The organism is Halomonas sp. 7T (genome assembly GCF_025643255.1).
Taxonomy (GTDB): Bacteria; Pseudomonadota; Gammaproteobacteria; order Pseudomonadales; family Halomonadaceae; genus Vreelandella.
In genome coordinates this window covers 1,569,274-1,587,842 of record NZ_CP087112.1, presented here as the reverse complement: position 1 = coordinate 1,587,842, position 18,569 = coordinate 1,569,274, and the positions used below count along the sequence as shown (strand labels likewise).

The window sequence follows — 18,569 nt, the reverse complement described above, 5'->3', positions numbered from 1 at the left end:
GCCTTCTAACGTTAGTTGCGGGGTTGGTTCATGAAGTTAATCGCGCCTGTTTCGATAAGCTGCACTTGATCCAGCCGCTCAAGTTGTTGCTCTGGGGGAAGCTGATAGAGATTGATGACGCTGATCACCGCTTTCACATCTAGCGCCTCGCGTTGGCCATCCATGGCCCTGTATCGCCACTGGTAGCAGCAGCGCAGAAATATCTGCACGGCTTCCCAGTTCTCTGGCAGTACCTCGAAGAGATCCGGCTCGGCGGCAGCGGCTTCGGCTTCTTCGGCCAATTCGCCGCCCAGCGTGATCCCAAGGGCGGCGAGGTCATCCTTGACCATGTTGGACGTCGCCGTATTGGCGTCAGCCCAGTAGATGCCTGCCTCTATCAGTTCCGACGACGGTTCTTTTTTATGATGCTGTCCTGGTAGGCCGTGATGAGCGCGAACGCAGCTGCGGGGTCGTTCTTCACGGCATCGCGCAGTGCTTCGCCCTCCAGTGGCTTGCCGGTTTCATCGGGCACTTCGATGTCCGAGACGCTCACCAGGACGCGATCTAGGAGCGTGGCATCATCCAGTAGCTCACGGGTTTCGGTGTTCGGCAGCACTTTGAAGACGGCGGTAAAGGTGCCCTTGAGGTCTTTACCCGCTTCGTCGATCAGGGTTAGGTGAACGGACTGCTTGTAAGTGCGGTTGGTATTGAGTTTGAACACGGGTCTTTCTCCTGGGGTTAATCGCGCTTGAAATGCTGGTTAAGTGCTGGTTAGCCGATGGTTAAGGGGTTGCGGGAATCGCGTTACCCACAACGATCACTACTTCGTCGTTGCCCTCGGTGGGCTCGGGCATGTAGTTGATGCTCAGCATCTGGATACCGTCTTGGTCGGAGTAGCTCGGTGATTCGATGCCAACCTTTTGCATGCTGATCTCGATGCGTTCTTCAGGTGTTTTGCCATGCACGAGCTTCAGTGCGCCAGTGGCGGCGTTTTGCGACATCTCGAAGTAATTCACCGTACCAACACCTGGGTCTTCAATACTCAACTGGCCGGAAGGTGAGCGACCGGTGATCTCGATGTTATTTGAGCCAACGAGTTTGTTCTGGATGACCTGACCTGACATATCGAGCGAGAACTGGTTAAACGGTACGCTGGCACCCATGAATTCAAGTGGTTCGGTATTGAGCGAATTAACGGCTAACGCCGCACGCCACTGGCTCAGGGTGACGTTAGGCAATTGCTCTTGAGTCACGGGGCTGATCAACGCGCGGTAGGTGAAGCGGATCACCGGCATGTTTTCAGCATTGACGGTGAACGCCGGGGTTCCCCGCGCACCGCGACCTTTGTGCAGGTTGCCGTCTACATTGCAGAAGAAAACGCCACTGTCTTCGTCTTCAGAGACCGGCGAATAGATCACGCGCTCGCCTACCTCAATCACTTCACTCCAGCCACAGGCGCGCAGCAGCTTGCCCCAGGGCGGCGGCGTGCCCAGCTCACCGCTGGTGTTGAGTTCAACTTCCACGACCGCTTCAACATGCTTTTCGCCGGGTGCCTGCGGTGAGTTGCCGTAATAAGGCCGCACAAAGTTGCGCTCGATATTGCTGCCTGATAACGGCGTGACGGTAATCTCGCGCATCAAGATGGCGTCCGTCGCCGCGTCAACCGTGGTGGTGCCGTCGTTGTATTCGGATTCAAGGGCGAATCGCATCGCCCGGCGGTTCGTTTTCATGGTCACGGTGAAGTCTCCTCAAGTGGCCAAAAGTATTCGGCGGTTAGCACGTCGGCCCAGAAAAGGGCGTGGCTTTGTAGGGCCAACAGCTGGCCGCGTTGCCATTTCACGGGGATGTCGCAACCAGGCGGCATCCAGTTAATCAACTGAGTAAGGGCTGGCTTGCGCAGCCGTGCCAGTTCGTCGTCACCTACGGTAGCCACTGGCCCTAGCGGTTGGTTACGGCGGCGAATACCCGTGATCAGCAACACCTCGGTTTTCACGCGGTGGCGCGCCTGGTTGCTCATGGCGCCGTGGCTGACGGTTTCACGCCCTAGCACCAACATCATGTTGGGTAGTTGCGCGTTGCTCTTGGCGGCTTCCACATCCGCTGCAAGCTGCACGGTGGGAATGCCCTCCAGGGCGTTAAGGCGTTCAAGCCACGGCGTGAGCGAGAGCATTACTTGGCCTCTTTGCCTGTTGGCTCTTCAGTGGCCACTGGCTTCGGTGGCGGTGTTGCCTTTTCCATCACCATGGCGGGATCGCGGGCAATGGCTTTGTAGGCGCTGCCGCGATCATCCAGAGTCAAGTACTTCCAGGTGTTCTCGAAAATGACACCGCACACCTGACGCTTTACACCGGGTGATTTTGTCTTCACCCGCACCTGCACAGCCTCACGGGGCCGTGGTGGTGGTGCGTCTTTATCAGCGCTTTGCTCAGCCGCTGCTTTAGTGGTCTGTTTGGCACTCATGATCTGTTGTCTCCAATCGTGCGGGGCTAGAAACCACCGCCGTTAAACACCTGGCGGCCTGAGTTCATTTGCACGCTGCCTGCGCTGCTGCTTCCTTGGCTGGTCGAGATACCCAGGCGAACCTCGCCACGGGAAACCGAGCGCAGGAACTTCACGGCGTCGTCGTAGCGTTTCTGCACCTGGTCGGTGGCGTGTTCGTCATAGAGCCGGTAACGGGCGATGTCGCAGGCGTTGGCAATCACGATGCGTGGCACCGGCGACAGCGGTACGGGGTAGCCCGCTGCACTGACGTAGCCGTCGATCTCGCCAGAGGCGTCGTCGCAAGCGCGTTCCACCACGGCGGTATCAATGGCCATGCCGCTTTCATCGCGGGCGATGGCGAGCAGCTCGGCCTCGCCAAAGCGCTCAATCAAGTCGGCTTTCGTGCAATACGGCATGGGTTAAGCCTCCGGCTCGCTGGTCGCTTCTTCCAGCGGGAAGGTGCAGTCTTCCACCTCCAATGCCGGGTCTTCGCGCAGCTGCTTCAGCTGCTCTTTAGTCAGCATCTCAAGGGCAATGCCCGTACCTTCGCGGTTGAAGCGGAAGCCAGCGCGGCGGCGGCTTTTAATGCGACGCTTGGTGCGCACGAACACGCCTGGCATTTCTTCGATGGGCGGTAGCGCTTTGCCGGTGCCGTCACCTGTGACGGTGTTGCCCTGGGCCTCGGTGGGCTGGGTCGCTTCGGACTGCGCCGCTTCCACCGTGGCTGCCTCGTCTTCGCTCACTGGTGCTTCCTCCTCATCGCTGGGCGCTACGGCATCCGCTGGCGTTTTCGGTACCGGCTCGGCCTGTTCTTGAGGCTGTGCCTCGGTCGCGGCTGCTGCAGCTTTGTCTTGCTTGGCCTTGGCAGCGGCGCTTTGTTTGCGTGTGGTCATGGGGGTGCTCTCCGTTGCGCAGTGCCCGCGAGGGCAGGCACTGCGATAGGCGGTTTAACGTGCCGTTAAGCGCTGGTTAACCAGGGGTTCAGCACCAGCGTTGAGGTGTTGGCCCATTTGTTGGTCTCACCGCCAGCGCCCAGCTGGCTTTGCAGCACGGCACGAGCAGCCCCTTCCATGGAGTTGGGTACCATGGTGTGCGAGTGGCGCAGCGCCAGCGGGCGTTCGTAGTCGCCTTTCAGCTTCGTCAGTGCCTGGCGTGCTTCTTCGTAGTTCTCGGCGGTAAACGGCTTGCGAGAACGCACGGCGAGCTGCCAAAGACCGGCACCGCCATTCACGCGGGCATCCACACCGAACAGGAACTTATCGGTCATAAACACTTGCGTGTCGTTGAGATCGGTAATCGAGCGGAAGTTGTAATCACGACGGCGCTGGAACATGACCGCTTTGATCACGCGGGTGTTGTCCATCACGTACCAGGCGTCGCCCGTGCCGCCCATGTCGTTACTGACAGAGATCTCTTTGCCCGACTTATCAAGCACCGGGTGGTCGGTATCGAATAGGGGCTGGCCGTCGTAGCACTCGGGGTTTTGCTCAAGCACTTCCACGGCGAGTTCGTTGGGATGCTCGCGAGAGCTGCGGCCAAACTCTTGGAAGATGGGCGACCACAGGCCGTAGGTGTCGTCTTCTACGGAATCCCGTGGCACGCCTTCGGTTAGCTCGAACTTACGGTTCGTGATGCTGAAGGCGGCACCTTCGAGCGAGTGGATGACGCGATCGCCCAGCCATTCGCGCATACGCGGCAGGCTCTTGAGGAACGGGTACACTTCCACGGCAGTGGTGCTGGGCACGGTGGTACAGAACAGCTCGTACAGCGCTGCCTGTTCCCCCATGGAGGTAAAGCCCTGCTGGAAGGCGGCGTTGTAGGCCTGGAACAGCACCTTCAAATTTGATTGAGTAAGATCCATGTAGGCAGTCCTTATTACGCGCTAGCGGCCACGCCGTTAGTCGGGTCGATGTTGACCCACACGCCTGCGTCGTCGACGTCGTCGACAATGCCAGCGGGGGAGCGGGTGGCGGTGCCGTCGGTTTTGGCGACGGTCTGGTTATCGACGATGTAGCAAACCTGGCCGATGTCGGCGGCGGTGATCTCGTCGGTACTGGCCGAGTTATCGAACCGGAAGTTTCCGCGTTTCACTTCCACGACCTGGTCGCCATCGCCGCCTGACGTGTTGTCCTGGTAGTGATCGAACACACCGGCAGCGGTGAGGCCGGTAGCGGTGGTGCCTGGCTCGGTAAAGCCGTCGGCATTGATGACGGCGATCGTGCCTGCAAACACTTCGGTTGCCGCCGCGACCAGATGGCCACGAGACAGCCCTAAGCGGTGCGGGGTGTTTCGGTTTTGGGTTGCAGCGGTCACGGTGTGATCCTCTTGCGTGTGGAGAGTGGCCAGCTATTACGCTGGGTTGGCGGCGCGGTACTGCTCGGGCGTTAGGTTCATCGCCTTGCACACCGCCAGCTCGGTGTCGGACAGTTCGCCATCTTTTTCTTTGGTGCCTTCTGGTGGCTTGCCCTGGGTCTGGGTAGCTTTGAGCGCAGCGATGCTGGGCGCGCCTTCAAGGTGGGCTTTACAAGCGGCAATGCCCTGAACGCGCAGCCAATCGGCGGTGGCTTGGCCGGGAATACGGCCATCGTCCAAGCCTTCCTTGATCAGGGCATCTAGCTCGGCGGTGTTGCTGTTGGCTTTTAGCGCGGCCAGTTGCTGGGTGGTTTCTTGGTACACGGCCACAGGCACAAACTGCGTCATGTCGGGGGCGGCGGTAGCGCTGGAGGCTTTAAGGGCCGCAACGGCTTCATCCGGCTTCGCGTCATCTTTGGCACCCAGTGCCTCACGCAATGCCTTGGCATCGGCGGCGCTGGCTTTCAGCGCGGCGATCGCGCCATCAATTTGCTCTTCGGTGGCCTCAGCCGCTAGGCCAAGGGTCAGAATCAGTTGCTCACGTTTCACGGTGTCGATCTCCTGGGCGTCATTGGTGACGTCGTGGGTAATCGCCATCCGAGCAGCGGCAAGCTGCGCCGCGCCCTCATCAATGGCGGGGGTGTTGGTTAACGCCAGGTGCAGCAGATCGAGCGGCACGCCGTTGGCGTCGTAGGGAAAAACGGGGGAGAGGTAGAGGTACTCAGCAGGTTCGCCATTTGGCCCTGGCGTGATCGCTGCGCGGGCTTTGGCCGTCCAGGCAATCGCGCCGTAAAGGCCATCGTCCCGAAACTCAAGCGAGCGCGGGTCGACCCAGCCAGCAGCGGGCGCGGGCTGGCCGTTCTTTTCGGCGTACAGGGTTTGGTGTTCGTAGTCGATGGCGATGTCGGTACTGCGCGCAGCGGCCAAGCGGATGATAGCTTGGGCATGCTCGGCAGAGAGATGCCATGGGCCGGTGCCTTCAGCAGCCCCACGCGGTGCGTGAAAGGTGCCAGCAGGCATCAGGCGCGTTTTGTCGTCGGTGGCTTGCACTCGTAGAGCACAAACGGCGACGCGGGGCTTTGTTTGAAGGCGTTGTGTTTTCATGCCCCCATGATCGGGGGCTTAGGGCGGGGCGTGGATTTAAAGCGCTTTAGGAGTTTTTGTTCATCAAGACTAAGGTATGTATTAGAAACCATAGAAATAAGGCTTAGCAAGCTGCTACATTCGTAGCCTTACCCTAAATCTAATTCGCATGGTGGCTTATGAAGAAAATAAATTATGTTCCAATCCTTAAATGGAAACAGGGTGAATATACCGCTCTAAAAGAGCTATACCCCCAAGACAAGGCTTTGCTTACACCAATCGCTGAAGTTGTTCCAATTCCAACTGTTTATGACGAGACTCGCGATCCGGTAGAGTTAGATGCACATGTTTCTAAATTACCCAGGCAGATGGAAGCCCATTGGGGTACTGAAGATCCAATCTGGATTGATAGTTGGCTGCTTGACTCTCCGATTTTGCAAGACGGTTCGCATGTCCTTGAATGGATCATGGACGAGCTGCGGTCATTGAATGTCAAAGCTATACCTGTTGCATGGACCAGCTATGACAGCCAGACAATGCAGGTTATAAAAACAGCGGTGCAAAAAGACGGCCGAGGCGTATGCATAAGGCTTGATGAAGCCGCTGGTGATGAACCTGATCTTACGCAGCTTCTTGATTCAACACTTGCAAAGTTAGAACTCCATCCAGAAGATGTTGACCTAGTTTTAGATGTGGGATCTGTAGGTGCAGCTGAAATAGATAGGGCAGTTATCTCATGCCGCCACTTACTTAATCAGTTACCTCATATTAATCAATGGAGAACTCTTGTTTTAGCTGCCTCAGGTTTCCCTGAAAATATGTCCGGCCAGGGCGTTGGAATTAGTACCATCCAACGTGCAGACTGGCTAATGTGGGAACGTGTGTCGCAGGATTACCACAATAGAAGGCTGGAAAGGCTGCCACTGTATGGTGACTATGCAATTGCTCATCCAGAGATAGCGGATTTGGATCCTCGCACAATGCAAATGTCGGCCAATATTCGATATACATCAGAAGATACGTGGGTGATTTTCAAAGGGCGGGGCGTTAAAAAATATGGGTTTGAGCAAATTTTTGGCTTATGCCAACAGTTAATAGCTCACCCTTGTTATAGAGGTGCAGGCTTCAGTTTTGGAGACGAGATTTACTCCAAGCGAGCTAATAAAACAGAGTCAGTAGGTAATGCATCTCAATGGCGTCGTGACGCTACCAACCACCATCTCACTTTTGTTGTTCGACAGCTTCAACAGGGTCAAGCGCCGAACTATGTGGCGTGAAATCTATTCTCCAATTCTCTCTGGACTTTAATGCTTGACGAACTTTGAGCCCGATAACAGTCGGGCTCAATTCATCAAGAATCTTCTTGTAGATTACATCCTTTTGCTTGCTTTTATATCCCCGTTTTATTCCCGAATCTTCCAAAATCTGAAGTGCTTCCTCTTTCCAAAGAAGCCTAAGCAGGCACATTGGGTCTACTGAAGGATTTGGTTTAGAGCTTCGCCTTTGGTGGAATGTCACAGCTTCAGCAGTACCTTTAACCACCTGTACTCCCCACCATTTGGGAATTAGCTCGCAAGCTTTTTTAACATGACTTTCATGTACCACTAAAGTTACATAATCGAGAGAGGCGGAGTAAATGGGAAGCTGTGTTGGGAGTCGCTCCAATGTGTCTTTTTGGCTTTTAATTTCAAAGCCATGGATTACGCCGTTGACTACAGCAACGTCGATCCGTGCTTCTCCATGGTTAAGTCCAAGCTCTTCCACTATGCGAGTGTCAGGCTCTGACTGATGCTGTTTGAGAGCACCAGCAAAAAGCGCTCGACGAATGTCAATGTCTTTCATGTAGCCTACTCCTTAGGCGCGAGAGTCTATCATGACCTTAAATAAATCGTATATCGACATCTAACGCACGTCTAACGCGCCTTACGTATAAAAGCCGGGCCAACGTAGCGGGTAGCGCCTTAGCGGCGCTTATAAGGCCACGTTGCGAGGCGGCGTTAGAGACTCAAATGATCAGCGAGGATGCCCAACACTTCGTCTTCGTCGTCATCTGAGAAGCCGATAAACTCACGCCCTGGTATGTCGCCCCAGAGATGCGGGAACTCCGCTTTGGTACCACCGTAGTTTTGCATCGCGGCGTAGACCATCAGGCTGCCCCATTCGACGCTATCGCTAGCAGCCGAGTAGCTGAACTGTTTGGAAAGCTCATTGCTCTCGCCTTCGAGTACTCGGCCATGCCCTTTGCGCTTCTCAGTGACGGGGGAGTTAGCTGCCCAGGGCGTGCCGTCTGGCGCTTCTTTATCGCGGAAGCGTTGCTGAGTGCGGTTGATCATCTCTTCACCGATGCTCTTCATCGGCGCGGTGAGATTTTCGCCCTTGCTCATCAGGTCGGTGATGGCGCGTTCGATGGCATCGGTATTAGCGTTGATGGTGATCACGGTTCTCTCCTATACTGTTCGTGTGGTGCAAAAGACCAATATTCGCCTGGTGTACCCTGCGAAAGCAGATGAGGTATCTGGGGATGGCGAACCAGCGTTGCACCACGTTCTTCTCTAGCGCACACGCTCCATCTTCTGCCTGACTTCCCGCTCGGCTTTTTCATCGCTCACGATAAACAGTGTGAGGAAATAGTTCTTCTTGCCATCGCCTGTGCGCTTTAATGCGGCTCTGTATAGCCGTTCGCCCAGGCTTAGATAGACCATGCGCCCTGGTTCGCCTTCGCGTTGGTACACCTCGCCTTCATCCAGTATCTTCTGAATCCGGCGGTAGTCCTCAAGCCCCACCTCGGGGTGGCTAATTTTGTGCGCCGTTAGGCTCTCTTGAGAGAGCAGCACCACGGGGCTTTCTGCCCCTAACACTTGGCGTTCGACAGGTGGTACCACCGCCACCGGATATTCGCCTCGCACCTCGCCATTCCAGAAGCGGTTGAATAAAGGCGCTGCTACCAAGTCGGTAACGTGTTGCCGGGCGATGGTGGCCTCTACACTATCCAGGCGGTTAAGGCGGGCGGCGATCGCACGCTCGGTTGCTGTTTGCCCTGGTGCGTAGTCCCAGCCGGGTTGGATGCCGTTGGGAACGGTGACGACTTCGCCGGTGGTGTTATCGACGTGCTCATAGGTGCCGTCATTCGGTGCAGTGTCCGGGCCGTCTTTGCCCAGGCGACGCAGGCCGCGCTCGTTAAGCGTTTCCACACCGCAGTTGCAGCCGAATCCATTGGGCGCATAGTGGGTTTGCCACCATGGGTCATCGGCGCGTAGCACCAAATTGTGCCAGCGCTTGTGCTGCACGCGTGGGTTCTCGACCGTGTTGTGTACGTAACGCCAATACGGGCGCAGGCGCACCACATCTGGGTCGGTCATCTGCGCCCAGCGGCCAGCGGCGTAGCTGGTATCCAGGTTCGTCTTGTAAATAAGCCGGGTGCGCCAGGCGCGACCTGCTTTGCTGCCTTCGCCTGTCCAGCCCGTCCATCCGCGTTTCGACACGATCTCATTGAACTGCTGGCGGAACTCGCCGAGGCTTTGGCCGTTGCTGATGGCGTCATCGACGGCACCGCGCAGATCCGCCAGCAGGTCGGCTTTCGTGGCACCGGCCACCACAAAGGCGGCGTCGTTTTGGTCGCGGGTGATTTGCCCGGAGCGGGTCGTGGGCAAGTTCAGCTTGTTACGAAAGAAGCTGACCTGCTCAGGAAAAGGCCGACGGAACTGGGCACTAATCGGCATTGCCGGTTTCCTCATCGACCGTGGCTCTGCCTGCTAACGCAGCCGCTTCAAACGCTGTGGCCATCACGCTTGCAAGCTCGCTTTCATCCAAGTCATCAAAGGCCGTGGCGATCATCTCTTGCAGCTGCTCTAGGCTTCCCGCTTGCTCGGCGAGCTGCTGCACCAGGTTGACCCAACTATCAACAATCGGCTGCGCCTGGTCGTCGAGCTGGTCGAGGGTGGCGTCACGGTAGTAGCTGGGTTGGCCTGGCTGTGTGGGCGCCTGCCGCAATGCGGCGAGCGGCTGGTTCGATTGTGCCAAACGTAGCGCACCAAAGGAATTTGGCGCTGCCTTTGGCATCAGCACCTCTTCACCTTCGGCGGCTTTGGGGATGCCGCTTTTCTCATGAAGCCACCACAGCGGGATCTTCGCGCCCATGTCCACAAAGGTGGGCAGTGACTTCGATAGGCGTTCAAGATCCTCGGTTTCGCCCGTATCCAAAAAGAAACGGGGGGCGCGGTTTGGCTTATCAATACCGAAGTTAAGCGCCGCCATGGGCCACAGGATGCTATTGCGGATACTGCCCGCGTATTGGCGCACGTCGGAGCGAATCAGGCTGGTTTGCCCTCGCTCGTGAACATTGCCCAGCGCATTTGTGTTCGTACCTTCACCGGTACCGGAGGTTAAGGTGCCGCCTAGAATCGCTTTAGCCTTGGCGCGTTCGCACCAATCCATCATCGTTTTGTAAATATCGGCAGAGCTGCCTTTACCCGCTGCCTCGGTAAAGTCGATGGCCATGCCTTCAGGGATAATGCCAGCGGCGTTCTGGCCCAAGGTGACGACGGCACGCAGCAGCGTGGCTTTCTCTTTTTCAGTCGCGTTTTTCGGGTACTTACCGATGCGTGCCGGTAGGCCATAGATTTCCAGCAGTTGAGCCAGATCCCCGAGCGCATAGTTCTGAAACAAGTACGGCCATGCCAGCATGCGGTGTAAACCCATGCGGGCAACGTAGCCGGACTTTGCACGGTGGCGGTGTTGCACCCAGCCGAGTGGCCACAGCTCGGCACCGGTTGCGCTGTTATCGCGAAGGGTGATGCAGTTCTGGTCATCGGGGTGTAAGCGGAACCATGAATGTGGGCGCAGCGTGGGCTGTTCGATATAGCGCAGTGCGCCGTCGCGCTGCCACGGTAGCTCTAGGTTGGCCCAGCCGTGGCCGATGCCGGTACCGAGATCAAGAATAAGGTCTTCGACTTCCAGCGCGCTGAATACTTCAATGGCTTGCTCAGTGGCGCGCTTCTCTACAGCGGTGGCGTTATCGGGCGGTACGATCTGCCATTCAAGCTCGGCGGCTAGCTGGCGACGCTTGCCCAGGTCGGCTCCGATCTGGGCGTCTTTCTCTTCCATATCGTCAAAGAGTTCAGACTGCGCCTTCAGGTCGCCTTGCTCGGCGGCTTCCAATATCTGGTACAAGCGCGCAGGCGTTAGCCCTTTGGTGGGGTGCTCGGCGAACTCGCGCTTGAGCTGGCCAATACGTGCATCCTGGGTTTGTTCTTCCTCCAGCGCCTGGCTGTCGCTGCCGAATAACCGCTTGATGAGTGCTTTAGGGCTTACCATGCGCCGCCTCCTATTCCAAAACCGTGCATATCAATGTCGTCGCTGTCGTCGTCCTGATTAGGAACACCAGGCAGGGGCGCGGGGGTGAATTCAATCGGTACCATATCCATCAGGCTGGCGTAGTACGCCATGGCCAGTGCAATAGCGGCATCGCCGTGGCGGTCTTTGCTGTCGCCGGTTTTGGCATCGGGCAGCTTGGGCACGCCCTTGATGACTTGCAGGGCGCGAAGGTCATCGACCACGTTGCTGTCGCGGGGCAGTGTGATCAGCTCATCTTCAAACGCGGCTTTGAAGGGGGGCATGTTGTTCAGGTACCAGCTCTGGGAAAGCATGACCACTTCCACAATGCTGCCGTAGCGCTCGGCTGCCTGCTCGGCCAGGTATTGGCCGTTGCCACGACCATCCAGCGCGCCGCCTTGTAGCTTTGGCAGGCGGTCGGCAATAAAGAACAGCACTTGCTCTTGCTGCTTGAACGGTACGTTTCGCAGCTCGACCAGGAACGGCACCTGGCGCACGAGCTGCTGGGTGATGGCCATGGGGGCAATCACGGTTAAATCGCCGCTGCGGCCAAAGTCTTCGCCAAAGCAGTGAGCCAACTTGGGGTCGAGTTTTTCCAGCAGGGGCAGCAGATGTTCAATACACCAGGCGTTTATTTCCAGGGCGCGGTAGTGCTCGGGTACTGCGTTGAATTCGGCGCTGCCTTCAAAGCGTATGACCGGCGCATCGACCATGCGCGCTTCAATCATGGCGCGGGAAAGGTAAGCACCGCCGCCTGCCTTGGGTACGCAGTAGTACTCTTCTAGCGCGTCTTCCCGCGAGGCCGTGTCGTTCAGCAGGTTGGCTTTCCACTGCTCTTCCGCTTCCAAGCTCCAGGGCTTGCCGCGCACTTGGCAAATGCGCTGATAGAGCCCTTGCTCGCAGGCGTCATCCAGCGTGATGCGGTGAACGCTGTAGCGCTGCTTGCCAGCACGGCTGTTCTGGATCAGCTCATTGAAGACGTTCTCGACGCCGTTGTGGGTACTGATCAGGCGCACCTTGGCACCCCACATGGTGAGGGCTAGTGCGGCTTTGAGCACTTCGGCGAGCTGGTCATGGAACGCGGCTTCGTCAATGGTGACGTTACCCTGGCGGCCACGCATGTTGCTGGGGCGCGAGCTAAGCGCTTGGATTTTGAAGCCGCTAGCAAAGTGGATGTTGAAGGTGAGGATGTCTTTATCCTCATCTTGGTACAGCTCTTCCTGGATGTGGCTGGCAGCGCGGTTGAATGCCTTGGCCCACATGGCGCAGGCATCGATAAATTCGATGGCCATGTCTTTGTTGCTGCCCACATAGAAGTGGTTGGTGCCCCCGGCAGCTTTGGCACTGCTGGCCGTTAGTACGGCATCGGCGGCTTCGCCCCAGGTTAAGCCGGTACGGCGGCTTTTCTCGGCGATCTTGAGATCGGAGGTGTCTTCGATCCATGCCTTTTGGTAAGGCAGCAGAACGGATTCAGGTAGCGCGGCTGCGGGCGCTGTAGAAGGTGCGGCGCTCATTAGGCAATCCCCAAGATGTCGCGCTTGATGGAATCAATGGCTTCACGGCTCATGCCTTGCGTGGCCATGCTGGTTTCCGCTTTCTCTGCCGCCTCTTTAGCGACTTCCACCCGCAACTCCTTAGCCCATTTTTTCTGGCTAAGCGAAACGCGGCCAATATCGGCCAGGGCTTTGGTCACGCTGGAAAGGTGCTTTGCTGCCACATCGGGTTCATGCTCAGCTTTACGCATCGCGATGGAGATACGCAGCAGCTGGTCTTGCACGATCCGGGCAGTCGCGTCGATCAAGTGGCCGCTTTCGTCTTCGCCTTCCGATGCCATGGCGCGGGCTAGCTCGGTGGTTTTACGCACGTCACCCATGGCTTCCTCGAACTCTTCCTGCAAGTCCTGGCCATAGCGATGCACGCTCGACTTTGAAACGTTATAACCGCGCTCGCTTAGCCAACCGGCTAACGCTTCGTAGCCCTGAAAACCGCTGCTTACCAGCTTCTCGTTTAGCTGTTCGCGTACCTCTTGGGGCAGGTCGAACACCTTGTTGCGTGGGGGCATGGCTCATGCTCCTGGGCGTGGCTTGGCAACGCCCGGTACATTGGCAAGGCCTTGCGCGCAGTCAGAACCACGGCCAGTTAGCGTAATGACCCAACCGGCGCGTGGCTGCTGTGTGATCACCAGGCCTTGTTCATCTAGCCACGCTAAGTCGCCGTGCAGCTTGTCGCGGCTGACGTGATGACCGTAATGGGCCTTTAGCTCTTCGTTGAGTGAGTACTCGTTGGTGGTGAACTGAGCGCGGCGTGAGAGAATCCGCAGGATGCCCAGGCGGCGACCTTCGGTTTCAAAGTCTTGGAAGCTCTGGCTCATTAGTGACCCCCTCGCGGCTGGTTCATCAGATAGTCATTCATGCGGTTGACCTGTGCCGATGTCGCTTTCTGGCTGGCGTTAATTTCAGCTAACAGCACGTTGGTACGCGCCATTTGCTCTTGCAGCTTGTTCAGGTCTTCGTGATTGGGCAGGCGCTCCATTTTGTGCTCCAGGTTCACCACCTTTTTCTCCACGCCATCAATGCGGTCATGGGTGCCTTTAATGGCGGTTTGGCTGGCGCGGTGCTTGTTAAGCCAGTACACGTACACGGCCATCACGCCCATAAACAGGGCTTGTAGTACATCAAATAGCAGCTTGGCGGCTGACCAGTTAATTAACTCCATGGTGTTCCCTTATTGTTTGGTTATCCGCCGACGCGCTTCACAACGGCATCCATAAACCCGCTGGGCTGTTGCCCTGCAGCCACTTGTTTATCGCGGCTTCGGCAGGTGGCGTTAATCCCTAGCATGGCAAGCGCCACGCCCCACATGGGGGTTAGCGCGGTAACGGCTTGGGCTACCACACCGGCTTGCTCAGGCGTGGCCACAATCGACCAGGCAATGGCCACGCACTGGATAACCCAGGCAAGCGCCGTTAAGTAGCCAAAGGTGGGCCGCCAACGGCGCACATAGGCATCGTTACTGGCGGCTTCGGCACGCATGGTTTTATTAACCTCGCCAAGGCGCACGCTTTCGGCTTCTAGCACCATGCGGGTGAGGGTTTGCTGGTGGTCGTTTTCGAGCTGCTTGAGTTTGATAGCGGCGTCAGGGTCGCCGAGCGCCTGGGCGACGGCGTCGGGGGTGGCGTTTACGCCTAATGCTTTGGCGGCTAGTTGGCCCACGGCTGCCCCGGCAGGGCCACCGAGGGCGCTGCCGATCAGCGGGGCCATACCGCCAACGGTGTCGGCTATTTCGCGCCATTGCATACTCACCCCCGAGGCCAGCGGGCAGGGCCGCTTGTGCGTGTATCGATGTGGGTGAAGGTGCTGTAACGGCCAACGCTGACATTCGGGTGCTGGGTTTCCACGTAGGTGGCCACCACGCCAGGGTCGATGCCCTGAACGCGAATATCCGCTGCACGGCCAAAGACGTGTTGGCTGGCGGCAGCACCGCCCACCCGCTGGTTGTAGGCAGCGCAGCGGCAACCGCTGTTGATGATGACGGGGACGTTGAAATGGGCGCGGATGTCTTGCAGCACCACCAGGGTTTCAAGGTCTACCGTATCGAACCCACACCCGCATTTGCAGGCAAATTCACGGCGTCGGAAATGGATAGAGATGTCGTCACGGGGCATGGCGAGAGAGCCTCATTGCGGGTGAGCGAAGCACAAAGCAGTGAGGTTCAGGCTAGAGGGGTTTGGCTAGGCGGCGGGAATCAAGCGGTTTAGGAGTTTATTCAGTAGGCGAGTAAAAAAATCTAAAAACTATCTCCTGGGGTTAAGGTCGATTCAATTCTCTTCAGCTCTGTAGCAAAGAGGTCTTCTACTACATCAAATAGTGATTTTATTAATATGTACTCTTTCTGAGAGAACATTGCTTCATGCACGATTGACATCGTGACAATAGAAGGGCGACCTTCAAGCGATGCTACATCCACTTCTAAGTCCCTAACCTCAGCATCTGTGTGTGCAAAGACCTTGTGCCGTAACCGCTTTAAGTCCAAATGCAGGCCATGCTGCTCTACCGATAGCTTCTTGTCTATATCGACGTTGGGGTGTGGCAGGGTATGTTCTGTCTTACTATTTCCAGAAAACGGGCGACAGTAGGCCATAACCATCGCGCTTTGGAGTGATCTTCCCAGCAACCTTTTTTCATGTGTGCCATCTTCATTCCAAAGGCCATTTTTCAAGATGTAATGGCAAATATCCTTGGCCTCGATAATGTCGTACTCAGACAGGACGAGTCTTCTTAAACGCTTTTGCTCTTGGATTAGCTTGGTGGTTGGCATGGCTTTGCATCTAATAGTTAGGATGTTTTTACAGTGACCGCTAAACGTCACATTGGTGACGCCCCAGCGTCTTAAAACCTTCGCCTCTGGACACAGCGGCAACGTCAATAATGCGAACTAAGCGGCTACCTTCGCCTGTGGCGTTTACCCGTACAGTTTCACATACAGACATTGCGTAGCCGTCGCGGTTGTTGCCGTTATCCAGAACACCCACATAGATGACGCCATCGTCCGTCACTAGGAAGTCTTTTGCAGTGCTGCCAGCCATCACTTCAGCCTTAATCGCTTCCTCATTGATGGTGACGTTGCTGGTGGCTTGGCTCTCGCCGCAACCAGCCAGCAGCGCGGCAATGATAATTGTTATCCCTGTGAGCGCTCTCATAGTGCACCTTTTCTAATAATAATAGTTAGTTCGGTCTTTACCAGTTGCACGCTTCACGCAGCGGAGAAATAGCTTCTTCTAATCCAGCGATAGGAAATTGAACGGTAATGGGTGATTCACTGAACGGGGTTGCGCGTACGGTCAGAACATCGCCATCGAACATGCTACGAATGACTGGGATCGACTGGCCGCCGTTCCATAGCCCAAGCGCTTTACTATCTGTCGAAGCCTTCATATTTCGCGTCACGGCATTCTGCTGATCGACCCTTAGCGTTACACGGCCATAACCCTGAATATCAGCCATGTGGTGTTGCTCAAAACCAAAGTACATGACTGTCTTGTTTTCGTGGCATCGCAGAATCAGGTTTGGCCTACTGTCTCTTCCAAACCGACCTGCTATCGCCTCAATTGCCGTTGTACGTAACACCACGGTCTTACTATCGTCTATGGGTGAAGTTTGCTCACTGACATTCCACTCAGATACATTCTCTCGCTCGATGGCAGGCCGGTATTCTGCATCGTAACAAGCTAGGCGGCGCTGGTCGTTTGAGATATCGGTGCAAGCTTCGGAAGCGTGCGCTTGCCCAATCAATAAAGCGAATGTCGTTGCAACATAAGTAGCAATTTTCTGCACAGTGTTCCCCTTATTATTTATTATTTCTAATTTGGCTGAGGCTAGCTTAGCCGTTTGTGCTGTCGCCGAAAAGATCTGACTGCATTCTGGCGCGGGCAAGTTTTCGCTGCTCGCCGAGGATGCTATATATCTGCGCTTCGGTCAGATCGTAGTCTTCGACCAGTTGGGGGATGTTGTCGCCGGTGTGTCGCTCCCATATTTCCCGATCCCGCAGGGCACGATCTAACTGGCGGCCTTGTGGTACGTAAAGGCTACGGCCACCGGCAAACGAGCTGATCGCCCGCACGGCGGCAAAGGCCCGGCTGCGTGCTACTTTGGGCTCATCACCGGCACGGATGTGGGCGTTCTCGACCACGGTGAGCATGTCGCTCAAGCCTTGCGGCCATTTCTTGAGTATCTCCGGGTCGAGGTAGTCCAGCGCATCGGCGGGGATGCCGAAGCCTAAATCTAGGTTGTCTACCTTATGCTTATGCGAGGTCATCGGGGTACCGTCCTTGCCGCTTGGCATCGATGATAAGACCAGTCATTAGGCGGTGTAGCTGGTCATCGTCCAGCCAGTCCACCCGCTCAACTTTAAACATGCGTTTTGCCATGCTGTCGGCGTATGCCCAGGGGCGCTGCGCATGGGTCAGCATCGCTTCGATCTTTGCCATTACGTTCTGCCGTGAGCGTGGTGGGTTAGGCGCCTTGCGGCCTGCCTTTTTGGCGGGCTTTGGCTCAAAGCCCAGGCGGCGAAACTCAAACATCACGCCGCCAATAGTGCGGTTTGTGAGTTCTTTGGCACTGCTCACACCCGCTGTGCGGGCAAGAATGGCACGGTAGTCTTCGTCGCTTAGGCCCAGTTGGGCCTTGGCGATGTGGATTTGCGCGAGCTTGCCTTTGCTGATCATGACGCTACCTCATCGGCCATGATCTCAAGATCAGGGAAGTGCTTTTTCAGGTGAGCTACAACAGCGCCTTCGGTACTAAAATCCGGCACAACGCCGATCACCCGAGGCGTTACCATGCGGTCAGCTTCTTTCTTGCCAAACGCCCGCTTCGCTTTCGCATAAATCTTTTTGGGGTAGGCCGCCCGCTTTATTGGCCGCCAGAAACGGCCCTCGGGGTGTACTGGCTTACCATCTTCTGTCTTTGTCCATTCACCCTTAGCAACACCATCAACAAAGACACGAACGAAGATCTTCTTGCCGTCATGCGCCTTGACCAGCGACAGCGTATGGCCATCGGCCAGCAGCTCAATGGAGCCGCCCAAATGCGCTAAGCGCTCTTTGATCTCTTTCCACTTATCCATTGCTCACCTCGTTGGCTGCTCATCAGTGCTGGGCCACCACGCCCGGCAGACGCCCACTCTTTAAAAGAGCGGGGCGTTTCGCTTTTTAAACTCCCGCGATATCTAGGCTGATGGGACGGTATTGGTCGGTGCTGCCGACGCGCTCATAGATGCGGATGTAGCTCTTGGAGCCGGTGACCTGAATAGCATCTGAGATAGCGTCCATGGCTTTCAGCCAGCGCTTGTCCTGAATATTTAGGCGGCGCAGGCCTAGCACCTGGCCGGTGCGGATGTTGCCCGCTGTGTCGACGCGGAAGGCGTCTTGAACGATGGTGGCCACCTCGGGGCGGGCGTCGGTTGTCCAGTCATGCAGGCAGTCTTCAATCAGGCCTTTTGCAGCCTGTAAGCGCTCATCAAAGGTGATGGTTTCGGAGATAGCGCGCTGCACCTTGTACTTGCCGCAGAAGCTAACGAGCTGCACGTTGCCTTTCTTGCCGCCGATCTGAACGTCGTACTCCTGGGCGGAGGTTTCGACTAATGCGGCGATCTCGCTAAACACATCGGCCTTGAAGTCTTTGAGCTGGTCGCGCAGCTCGGTAGCGCGGTCGACAATCGAGAGCACGAGTTCATCGCGTACCTGATCAATCGGCTTGATCTGTGATTCAGGAATCAAGCGGCCCTTGGCATCCATGCGGAAGCCTTCGGGTATTTGCTGGGTGTCAGTGACTGGGGTGTTCATA

At 56.6% G+C, this 18,569-nt stretch carries 28 protein-coding genes and 1 other RNA gene; 1 reads left to right on the top strand and 28 read right to left on the bottom strand.

What is annotated here, in order from left to right; all coding sequences use genetic code 11:
* Window positions 1–11 precede the first annotated feature (11 nt).
* The 10 genes from LOS15_RS07390 to LOS15_RS07345 all read right to left on the bottom strand — a co-directional run bounded on the left by LOS15_RS07390 (window position 12) and on the right by LOS15_RS07345 (window position 5,916).
* Complete coding sequence (locus LOS15_RS07390) at window positions 12–329, bottom strand: DUF1799 domain-containing protein (protein ID WP_263069230.1); 318 nt, start codon at window positions 327–329, stop codon at window positions 12–14.
* A 47-nt stretch (window positions 330–376) separates the two neighbouring features.
* Window positions 377–700, bottom strand: a complete 324-nt coding sequence (locus LOS15_RS07385) for a phage tail assembly chaperone (protein WP_263069229.1) — start codon at window positions 698–700, stop codon at window positions 377–379.
* 61 nt (window positions 701–761) lie between these two features.
* Complete coding sequence (locus LOS15_RS07380) at window positions 762–1,709, bottom strand: phage tail tube protein (RefSeq protein WP_411537742.1); 948 nt, start codon at window positions 1,707–1,709, stop codon at window positions 762–764.
* Window positions 1,710–1,711: 2 nt separating this feature from the next.
* Window positions 1,712–2,149: a hypothetical protein gene (locus LOS15_RS07375; protein ID WP_263069225.1), complete on the bottom strand. Its 438-nt coding sequence runs from the start codon at window positions 2,147–2,149 to the stop codon at window positions 1,712–1,714.
* The gene (locus tag LOS15_RS07370; protein WP_263069222.1) at window positions 2,149–2,439 is read right to left on the bottom strand and encodes a hypothetical protein; all 291 of its coding nucleotides are present in this window, start codon (window positions 2,437–2,439) and stop codon (window positions 2,149–2,151) included. Before LOS15_RS07370 ends, LOS15_RS07375 begins: the two co-directional genes overlap by 1 nt.
* A gap of 26 nt (window positions 2,440–2,465) precedes the next feature.
* Complete coding sequence (locus tag LOS15_RS07365; RefSeq protein ID WP_263069219.1) at window positions 2,466–2,876, bottom strand: gp436 family protein; 411 nt, start codon at window positions 2,874–2,876, stop codon at window positions 2,466–2,468.
* 3 nt (window positions 2,877–2,879) lie between these two features.
* Window positions 2,880–3,353: an HI1506-related protein gene (locus LOS15_RS07360; RefSeq protein ID WP_263069217.1), complete on the bottom strand. Its 474-nt coding sequence runs from the start codon at window positions 3,351–3,353 to the stop codon at window positions 2,880–2,882.
* A gap of 65 nt (window positions 3,354–3,418) precedes the next feature.
* Complete coding sequence (locus LOS15_RS07355) at window positions 3,419–4,321, bottom strand: Mu-like prophage major head subunit gpT family protein (RefSeq protein WP_263069214.1); 903 nt, start codon at window positions 4,319–4,321, stop codon at window positions 3,419–3,421.
* Between the two features lie 14 nt (window positions 4,322–4,335).
* Complete coding sequence (locus tag LOS15_RS07350; RefSeq protein WP_263069212.1) at window positions 4,336–4,773, bottom strand: hypothetical protein; 438 nt, start codon at window positions 4,771–4,773, stop codon at window positions 4,336–4,338.
* Window positions 4,774–4,809: 36 nt separating this feature from the next.
* Window positions 4,810–5,916 (bottom strand): phage protease, encoded by a 1,107-nt coding sequence (locus LOS15_RS07345; protein ID WP_263069211.1) that lies wholly within the window; start codon window positions 5,914–5,916, stop codon window positions 4,810–4,812.
* 158 nt (window positions 5,917–6,074) lie between these two features.
* Between LOS15_RS07345 and LOS15_RS07340 the strand changes: the two genes are divergently transcribed.
* Entirely contained in the window at window positions 6,075–7,172 is a 1,098-nt protein-coding gene (locus tag LOS15_RS07340; protein ID WP_263069210.1) for a beta family protein, read from the top strand.
* On the opposite strand, the gene LOS15_RS07335 is transcribed toward LOS15_RS07340, so the two are convergent.
* The 18 genes from LOS15_RS07335 to LOS15_RS07250 all read right to left on the bottom strand — a co-directional run bounded on the left by LOS15_RS07335 (window position 7,117) and on the right by LOS15_RS07250 (window position 18,568).
* Window positions 7,117–7,737 carry a sce7726 family protein gene (locus LOS15_RS07335; protein ID WP_263069209.1) on the bottom strand — a complete coding sequence of 207 codons (621 nt, stop codon included), beginning with the start codon at window positions 7,735–7,737 and terminating at the stop codon, window positions 7,117–7,119. The two genes, LOS15_RS07340 and LOS15_RS07335, sit on opposite strands and share 56 nt — an antisense overlap.
* 155 nt (window positions 7,738–7,892) lie before the next feature.
* On the bottom strand, window positions 7,893–8,333 hold the full coding sequence (locus LOS15_RS07330) for a phage virion morphogenesis protein (RefSeq protein ID WP_263069208.1): 441 nt from the start codon (window positions 8,331–8,333) through the stop codon (window positions 7,893–7,895).
* Window positions 8,334–8,447: 114 nt separating this feature from the next.
* Window positions 8,448–9,614 (bottom strand): phage head morphogenesis protein, encoded by a 1,167-nt coding sequence (locus LOS15_RS07325; RefSeq protein WP_263069207.1) that lies wholly within the window; start codon window positions 9,612–9,614, stop codon window positions 8,448–8,450.
* On the bottom strand, window positions 9,604–11,208 hold the full coding sequence (locus tag LOS15_RS07320; RefSeq protein ID WP_263069206.1) for a DUF935 domain-containing protein: 1,605 nt from the start codon (window positions 11,206–11,208) through the stop codon (window positions 9,604–9,606). Before LOS15_RS07320 ends, LOS15_RS07325 begins: the two co-directional genes overlap by 11 nt.
* Window positions 11,202–12,740, bottom strand: a complete 1,539-nt coding sequence (locus tag LOS15_RS07315; RefSeq protein ID WP_263069203.1) for a hypothetical protein — start codon at window positions 12,738–12,740, stop codon at window positions 11,202–11,204. Before LOS15_RS07315 ends, LOS15_RS07320 begins: the two co-directional genes overlap by 7 nt.
* Complete coding sequence (locus tag LOS15_RS07310) at window positions 12,740–13,288, bottom strand: DUF3486 family protein (protein ID WP_263069201.1); 549 nt, start codon at window positions 13,286–13,288, stop codon at window positions 12,740–12,742. Before LOS15_RS07310 ends, LOS15_RS07315 begins: the two co-directional genes overlap by 1 nt.
* A 3-nt stretch (window positions 13,289–13,291) precedes the next feature.
* Window positions 13,292–13,597: an ArsR family transcriptional regulator gene (locus tag LOS15_RS07305; RefSeq protein WP_263069199.1), complete on the bottom strand. Its 306-nt coding sequence runs from the start codon at window positions 13,595–13,597 to the stop codon at window positions 13,292–13,294.
* Entirely contained in the window at window positions 13,597–13,941 is a 345-nt protein-coding gene (locus LOS15_RS07300) for a DUF2730 domain-containing protein (RefSeq protein WP_263069198.1), read from the bottom strand. Before LOS15_RS07300 ends, LOS15_RS07305 begins: the two co-directional genes overlap by 1 nt.
* Before the next feature lie 20 nt (window positions 13,942–13,961).
* Window positions 13,962–14,522 (bottom strand): holin family protein, encoded by a 561-nt coding sequence (locus LOS15_RS07295; protein WP_263069196.1) that lies wholly within the window; start codon window positions 14,520–14,522, stop codon window positions 13,962–13,964.
* A gap of 2 nt (window positions 14,523–14,524) precedes the next feature.
* Window positions 14,525–14,890, bottom strand: a complete 366-nt coding sequence (locus tag LOS15_RS07290; RefSeq protein WP_263069194.1) for a YcbK family protein — start codon at window positions 14,888–14,890, stop codon at window positions 14,525–14,527.
* 122 nt (window positions 14,891–15,012) lie between these two features.
* Entirely contained in the window at window positions 15,013–15,543 is a 531-nt protein-coding gene (locus LOS15_RS07285; RefSeq protein ID WP_263069192.1) for a hypothetical protein, read from the bottom strand.
* A 40-nt stretch (window positions 15,544–15,583) separates the two neighbouring features.
* Window positions 15,584–15,925, bottom strand: coding sequence for a hypothetical protein (locus LOS15_RS07280; protein ID WP_263069190.1), 342 nt, complete (start codon window positions 15,923–15,925; stop codon window positions 15,584–15,586).
* 37 nt (window positions 15,926–15,962) lie between these two features.
* Window positions 15,963–16,559: a type VI secretion protein gene (locus LOS15_RS07275; RefSeq protein ID WP_263069189.1), complete on the bottom strand. Its 597-nt coding sequence runs from the start codon at window positions 16,557–16,559 to the stop codon at window positions 15,963–15,965.
* 46 nt (window positions 16,560–16,605) lie between these two features.
* Window positions 16,606–17,040: a Mor transcription activator family protein gene (locus tag LOS15_RS07270; RefSeq protein WP_263069188.1), complete on the bottom strand. Its 435-nt coding sequence runs from the start codon at window positions 17,038–17,040 to the stop codon at window positions 16,606–16,608.
* The gene (locus tag LOS15_RS07265) at window positions 17,027–17,449 is read right to left on the bottom strand and encodes a gp16 family protein (RefSeq protein ID WP_263069186.1); all 423 of its coding nucleotides are present in this window, start codon (window positions 17,447–17,449) and stop codon (window positions 17,027–17,029) included. Before LOS15_RS07265 ends, LOS15_RS07270 begins: the two co-directional genes overlap by 14 nt.
* Entirely contained in the window at window positions 17,446–17,850 is a 405-nt protein-coding gene (locus LOS15_RS07260; protein WP_263069185.1) for a hypothetical protein, read from the bottom strand. Before LOS15_RS07260 ends, LOS15_RS07265 begins: the two co-directional genes overlap by 4 nt.
* A gap of 9 nt (window positions 17,851–17,859) precedes the next feature.
* An RNA gene (locus LOS15_RS07255) (hammerhead ribozyme type II) lies at window positions 17,860–17,934 on the bottom strand.
* Between the two features lies 1 nt (window position 17,935).
* Window positions 17,936–18,568, bottom strand: a complete 633-nt coding sequence (locus tag LOS15_RS07250; protein WP_263069183.1) for a DUF3164 family protein — start codon at window positions 18,566–18,568, stop codon at window positions 17,936–17,938.
* Window position 18,569: the final 1 nt, after the last annotated feature.

What these genes read in the sequence shown, in the direction of transcription:
- LOS15_RS07315 (WP_263069203.1), bottom strand. Translation starts at nt 12,740, where the DNA reads ATGAGCGCCGCACCTTCTACAGCGCCCGCAGCCGCGCTACCTGAATCC.
- LOS15_RS07325 (WP_263069207.1), bottom strand. Translation starts at nt 9,614, where the DNA reads ATGCCGATTAGTGCCCAGTTCCGTCGGCCTTTTCCTGAGCAGGTCAGC.
- LOS15_RS07370 (WP_263069222.1), bottom strand. Translation starts at nt 2,439, where the DNA reads ATGAGTGCCAAACAGACCACTAAAGCAGCGGCTGAGCAAAGCGCTGAT.
- LOS15_RS07295 (WP_263069196.1), bottom strand. Translation starts at nt 14,522, where the DNA reads ATGCAATGGCGCGAAATAGCCGACACCGTTGGCGGTATGGCCCCGCTG.
- LOS15_RS07280 (WP_263069190.1), bottom strand. Translation starts at nt 15,925, where the DNA reads ATGAGAGCGCTCACAGGGATAACAATTATCATTGCCGCGCTGCTGGCT.
- LOS15_RS07260 (WP_263069185.1), bottom strand. Translation starts at nt 17,850, where the DNA reads ATGGATAAGTGGAAAGAGATCAAAGAGCGCTTAGCGCATTTGGGCGGC.
- LOS15_RS07375 (WP_263069225.1), bottom strand. Translation starts at nt 2,149, where the DNA reads ATGCTCTCGCTCACGCCGTGGCTTGAACGCCTTAACGCCCTGGAGGGC.
- LOS15_RS07355 (WP_263069214.1), bottom strand. Translation starts at nt 4,321, where the DNA reads ATGGATCTTACTCAATCAAATTTGAAGGTGCTGTTCCAGGCCTACAAC.
- LOS15_RS07320 (WP_263069206.1), bottom strand. Translation starts at nt 11,208, where the DNA reads ATGGTAAGCCCTAAAGCACTCATCAAGCGGTTATTCGGCAGCGACAGC.
- LOS15_RS07250 (WP_263069183.1), bottom strand. Translation starts at nt 18,568, where the DNA reads ATGAACACCCCAGTCACTGACACCCAGCAAATACCCGAAGGCTTCCGC.
- LOS15_RS07365 (WP_263069219.1), bottom strand. Translation starts at nt 2,876, where the DNA reads ATGCCGTATTGCACGAAAGCCGACTTGATTGAGCGCTTTGGCGAGGCC.
- LOS15_RS07335 (WP_263069209.1), bottom strand. Translation starts at nt 7,737, where the DNA reads ATGAAAGACATTGACATTCGTCGAGCGCTTTTTGCTGGTGCTCTCAAA.
- LOS15_RS07265 (WP_263069186.1), bottom strand. Translation starts at nt 17,449, where the DNA reads ATGATCAGCAAAGGCAAGCTCGCGCAAATCCACATCGCCAAGGCCCAA.
- LOS15_RS07300 (WP_263069198.1), bottom strand. Translation starts at nt 13,941, where the DNA reads ATGGAGTTAATTAACTGGTCAGCCGCCAAGCTGCTATTTGATGTACTA.
- LOS15_RS07390 (WP_263069230.1), bottom strand. Translation starts at nt 329, where the DNA reads ATGGTCAAGGATGACCTCGCCGCCCTTGGGATCACGCTGGGCGGCGAA.
- LOS15_RS07345 (WP_263069211.1), bottom strand. Translation starts at nt 5,916, where the DNA reads ATGAAAACACAACGCCTTCAAACAAAGCCCCGCGTCGCCGTTTGTGCT.
- LOS15_RS07270 (WP_263069188.1), bottom strand. Translation starts at nt 17,040, where the DNA reads ATGACCTCGCATAAGCATAAGGTAGACAACCTAGATTTAGGCTTCGGC.
- LOS15_RS07305 (WP_263069199.1), bottom strand. Translation starts at nt 13,597, where the DNA reads ATGAGCCAGAGCTTCCAAGACTTTGAAACCGAAGGTCGCCGCCTGGGC.
- LOS15_RS07310 (WP_263069201.1), bottom strand. Translation starts at nt 13,288, where the DNA reads ATGCCCCCACGCAACAAGGTGTTCGACCTGCCCCAAGAGGTACGCGAA.
- LOS15_RS07360 (WP_263069217.1), bottom strand. Translation starts at nt 3,353, where the DNA reads ATGACCACACGCAAACAAAGCGCCGCTGCCAAGGCCAAGCAAGACAAA.
- LOS15_RS07285 (WP_263069192.1), bottom strand. Translation starts at nt 15,543, where the DNA reads ATGCCAACCACCAAGCTAATCCAAGAGCAAAAGCGTTTAAGAAGACTC.
- LOS15_RS07340 (WP_263069210.1), top strand. Translation starts at nt 6,075, where the DNA reads ATGAAGAAAATAAATTATGTTCCAATCCTTAAATGGAAACAGGGTGAA.
- LOS15_RS07380 (WP_411537742.1), bottom strand. Translation starts at nt 1,709, where the DNA reads ATGAAAACGAACCGCCGGGCGATGCGATTCGCCCTTGAATCCGAATAC.
- LOS15_RS07290 (WP_263069194.1), bottom strand. Translation starts at nt 14,890, where the DNA reads ATGCCCCGTGACGACATCTCTATCCATTTCCGACGCCGTGAATTTGCC.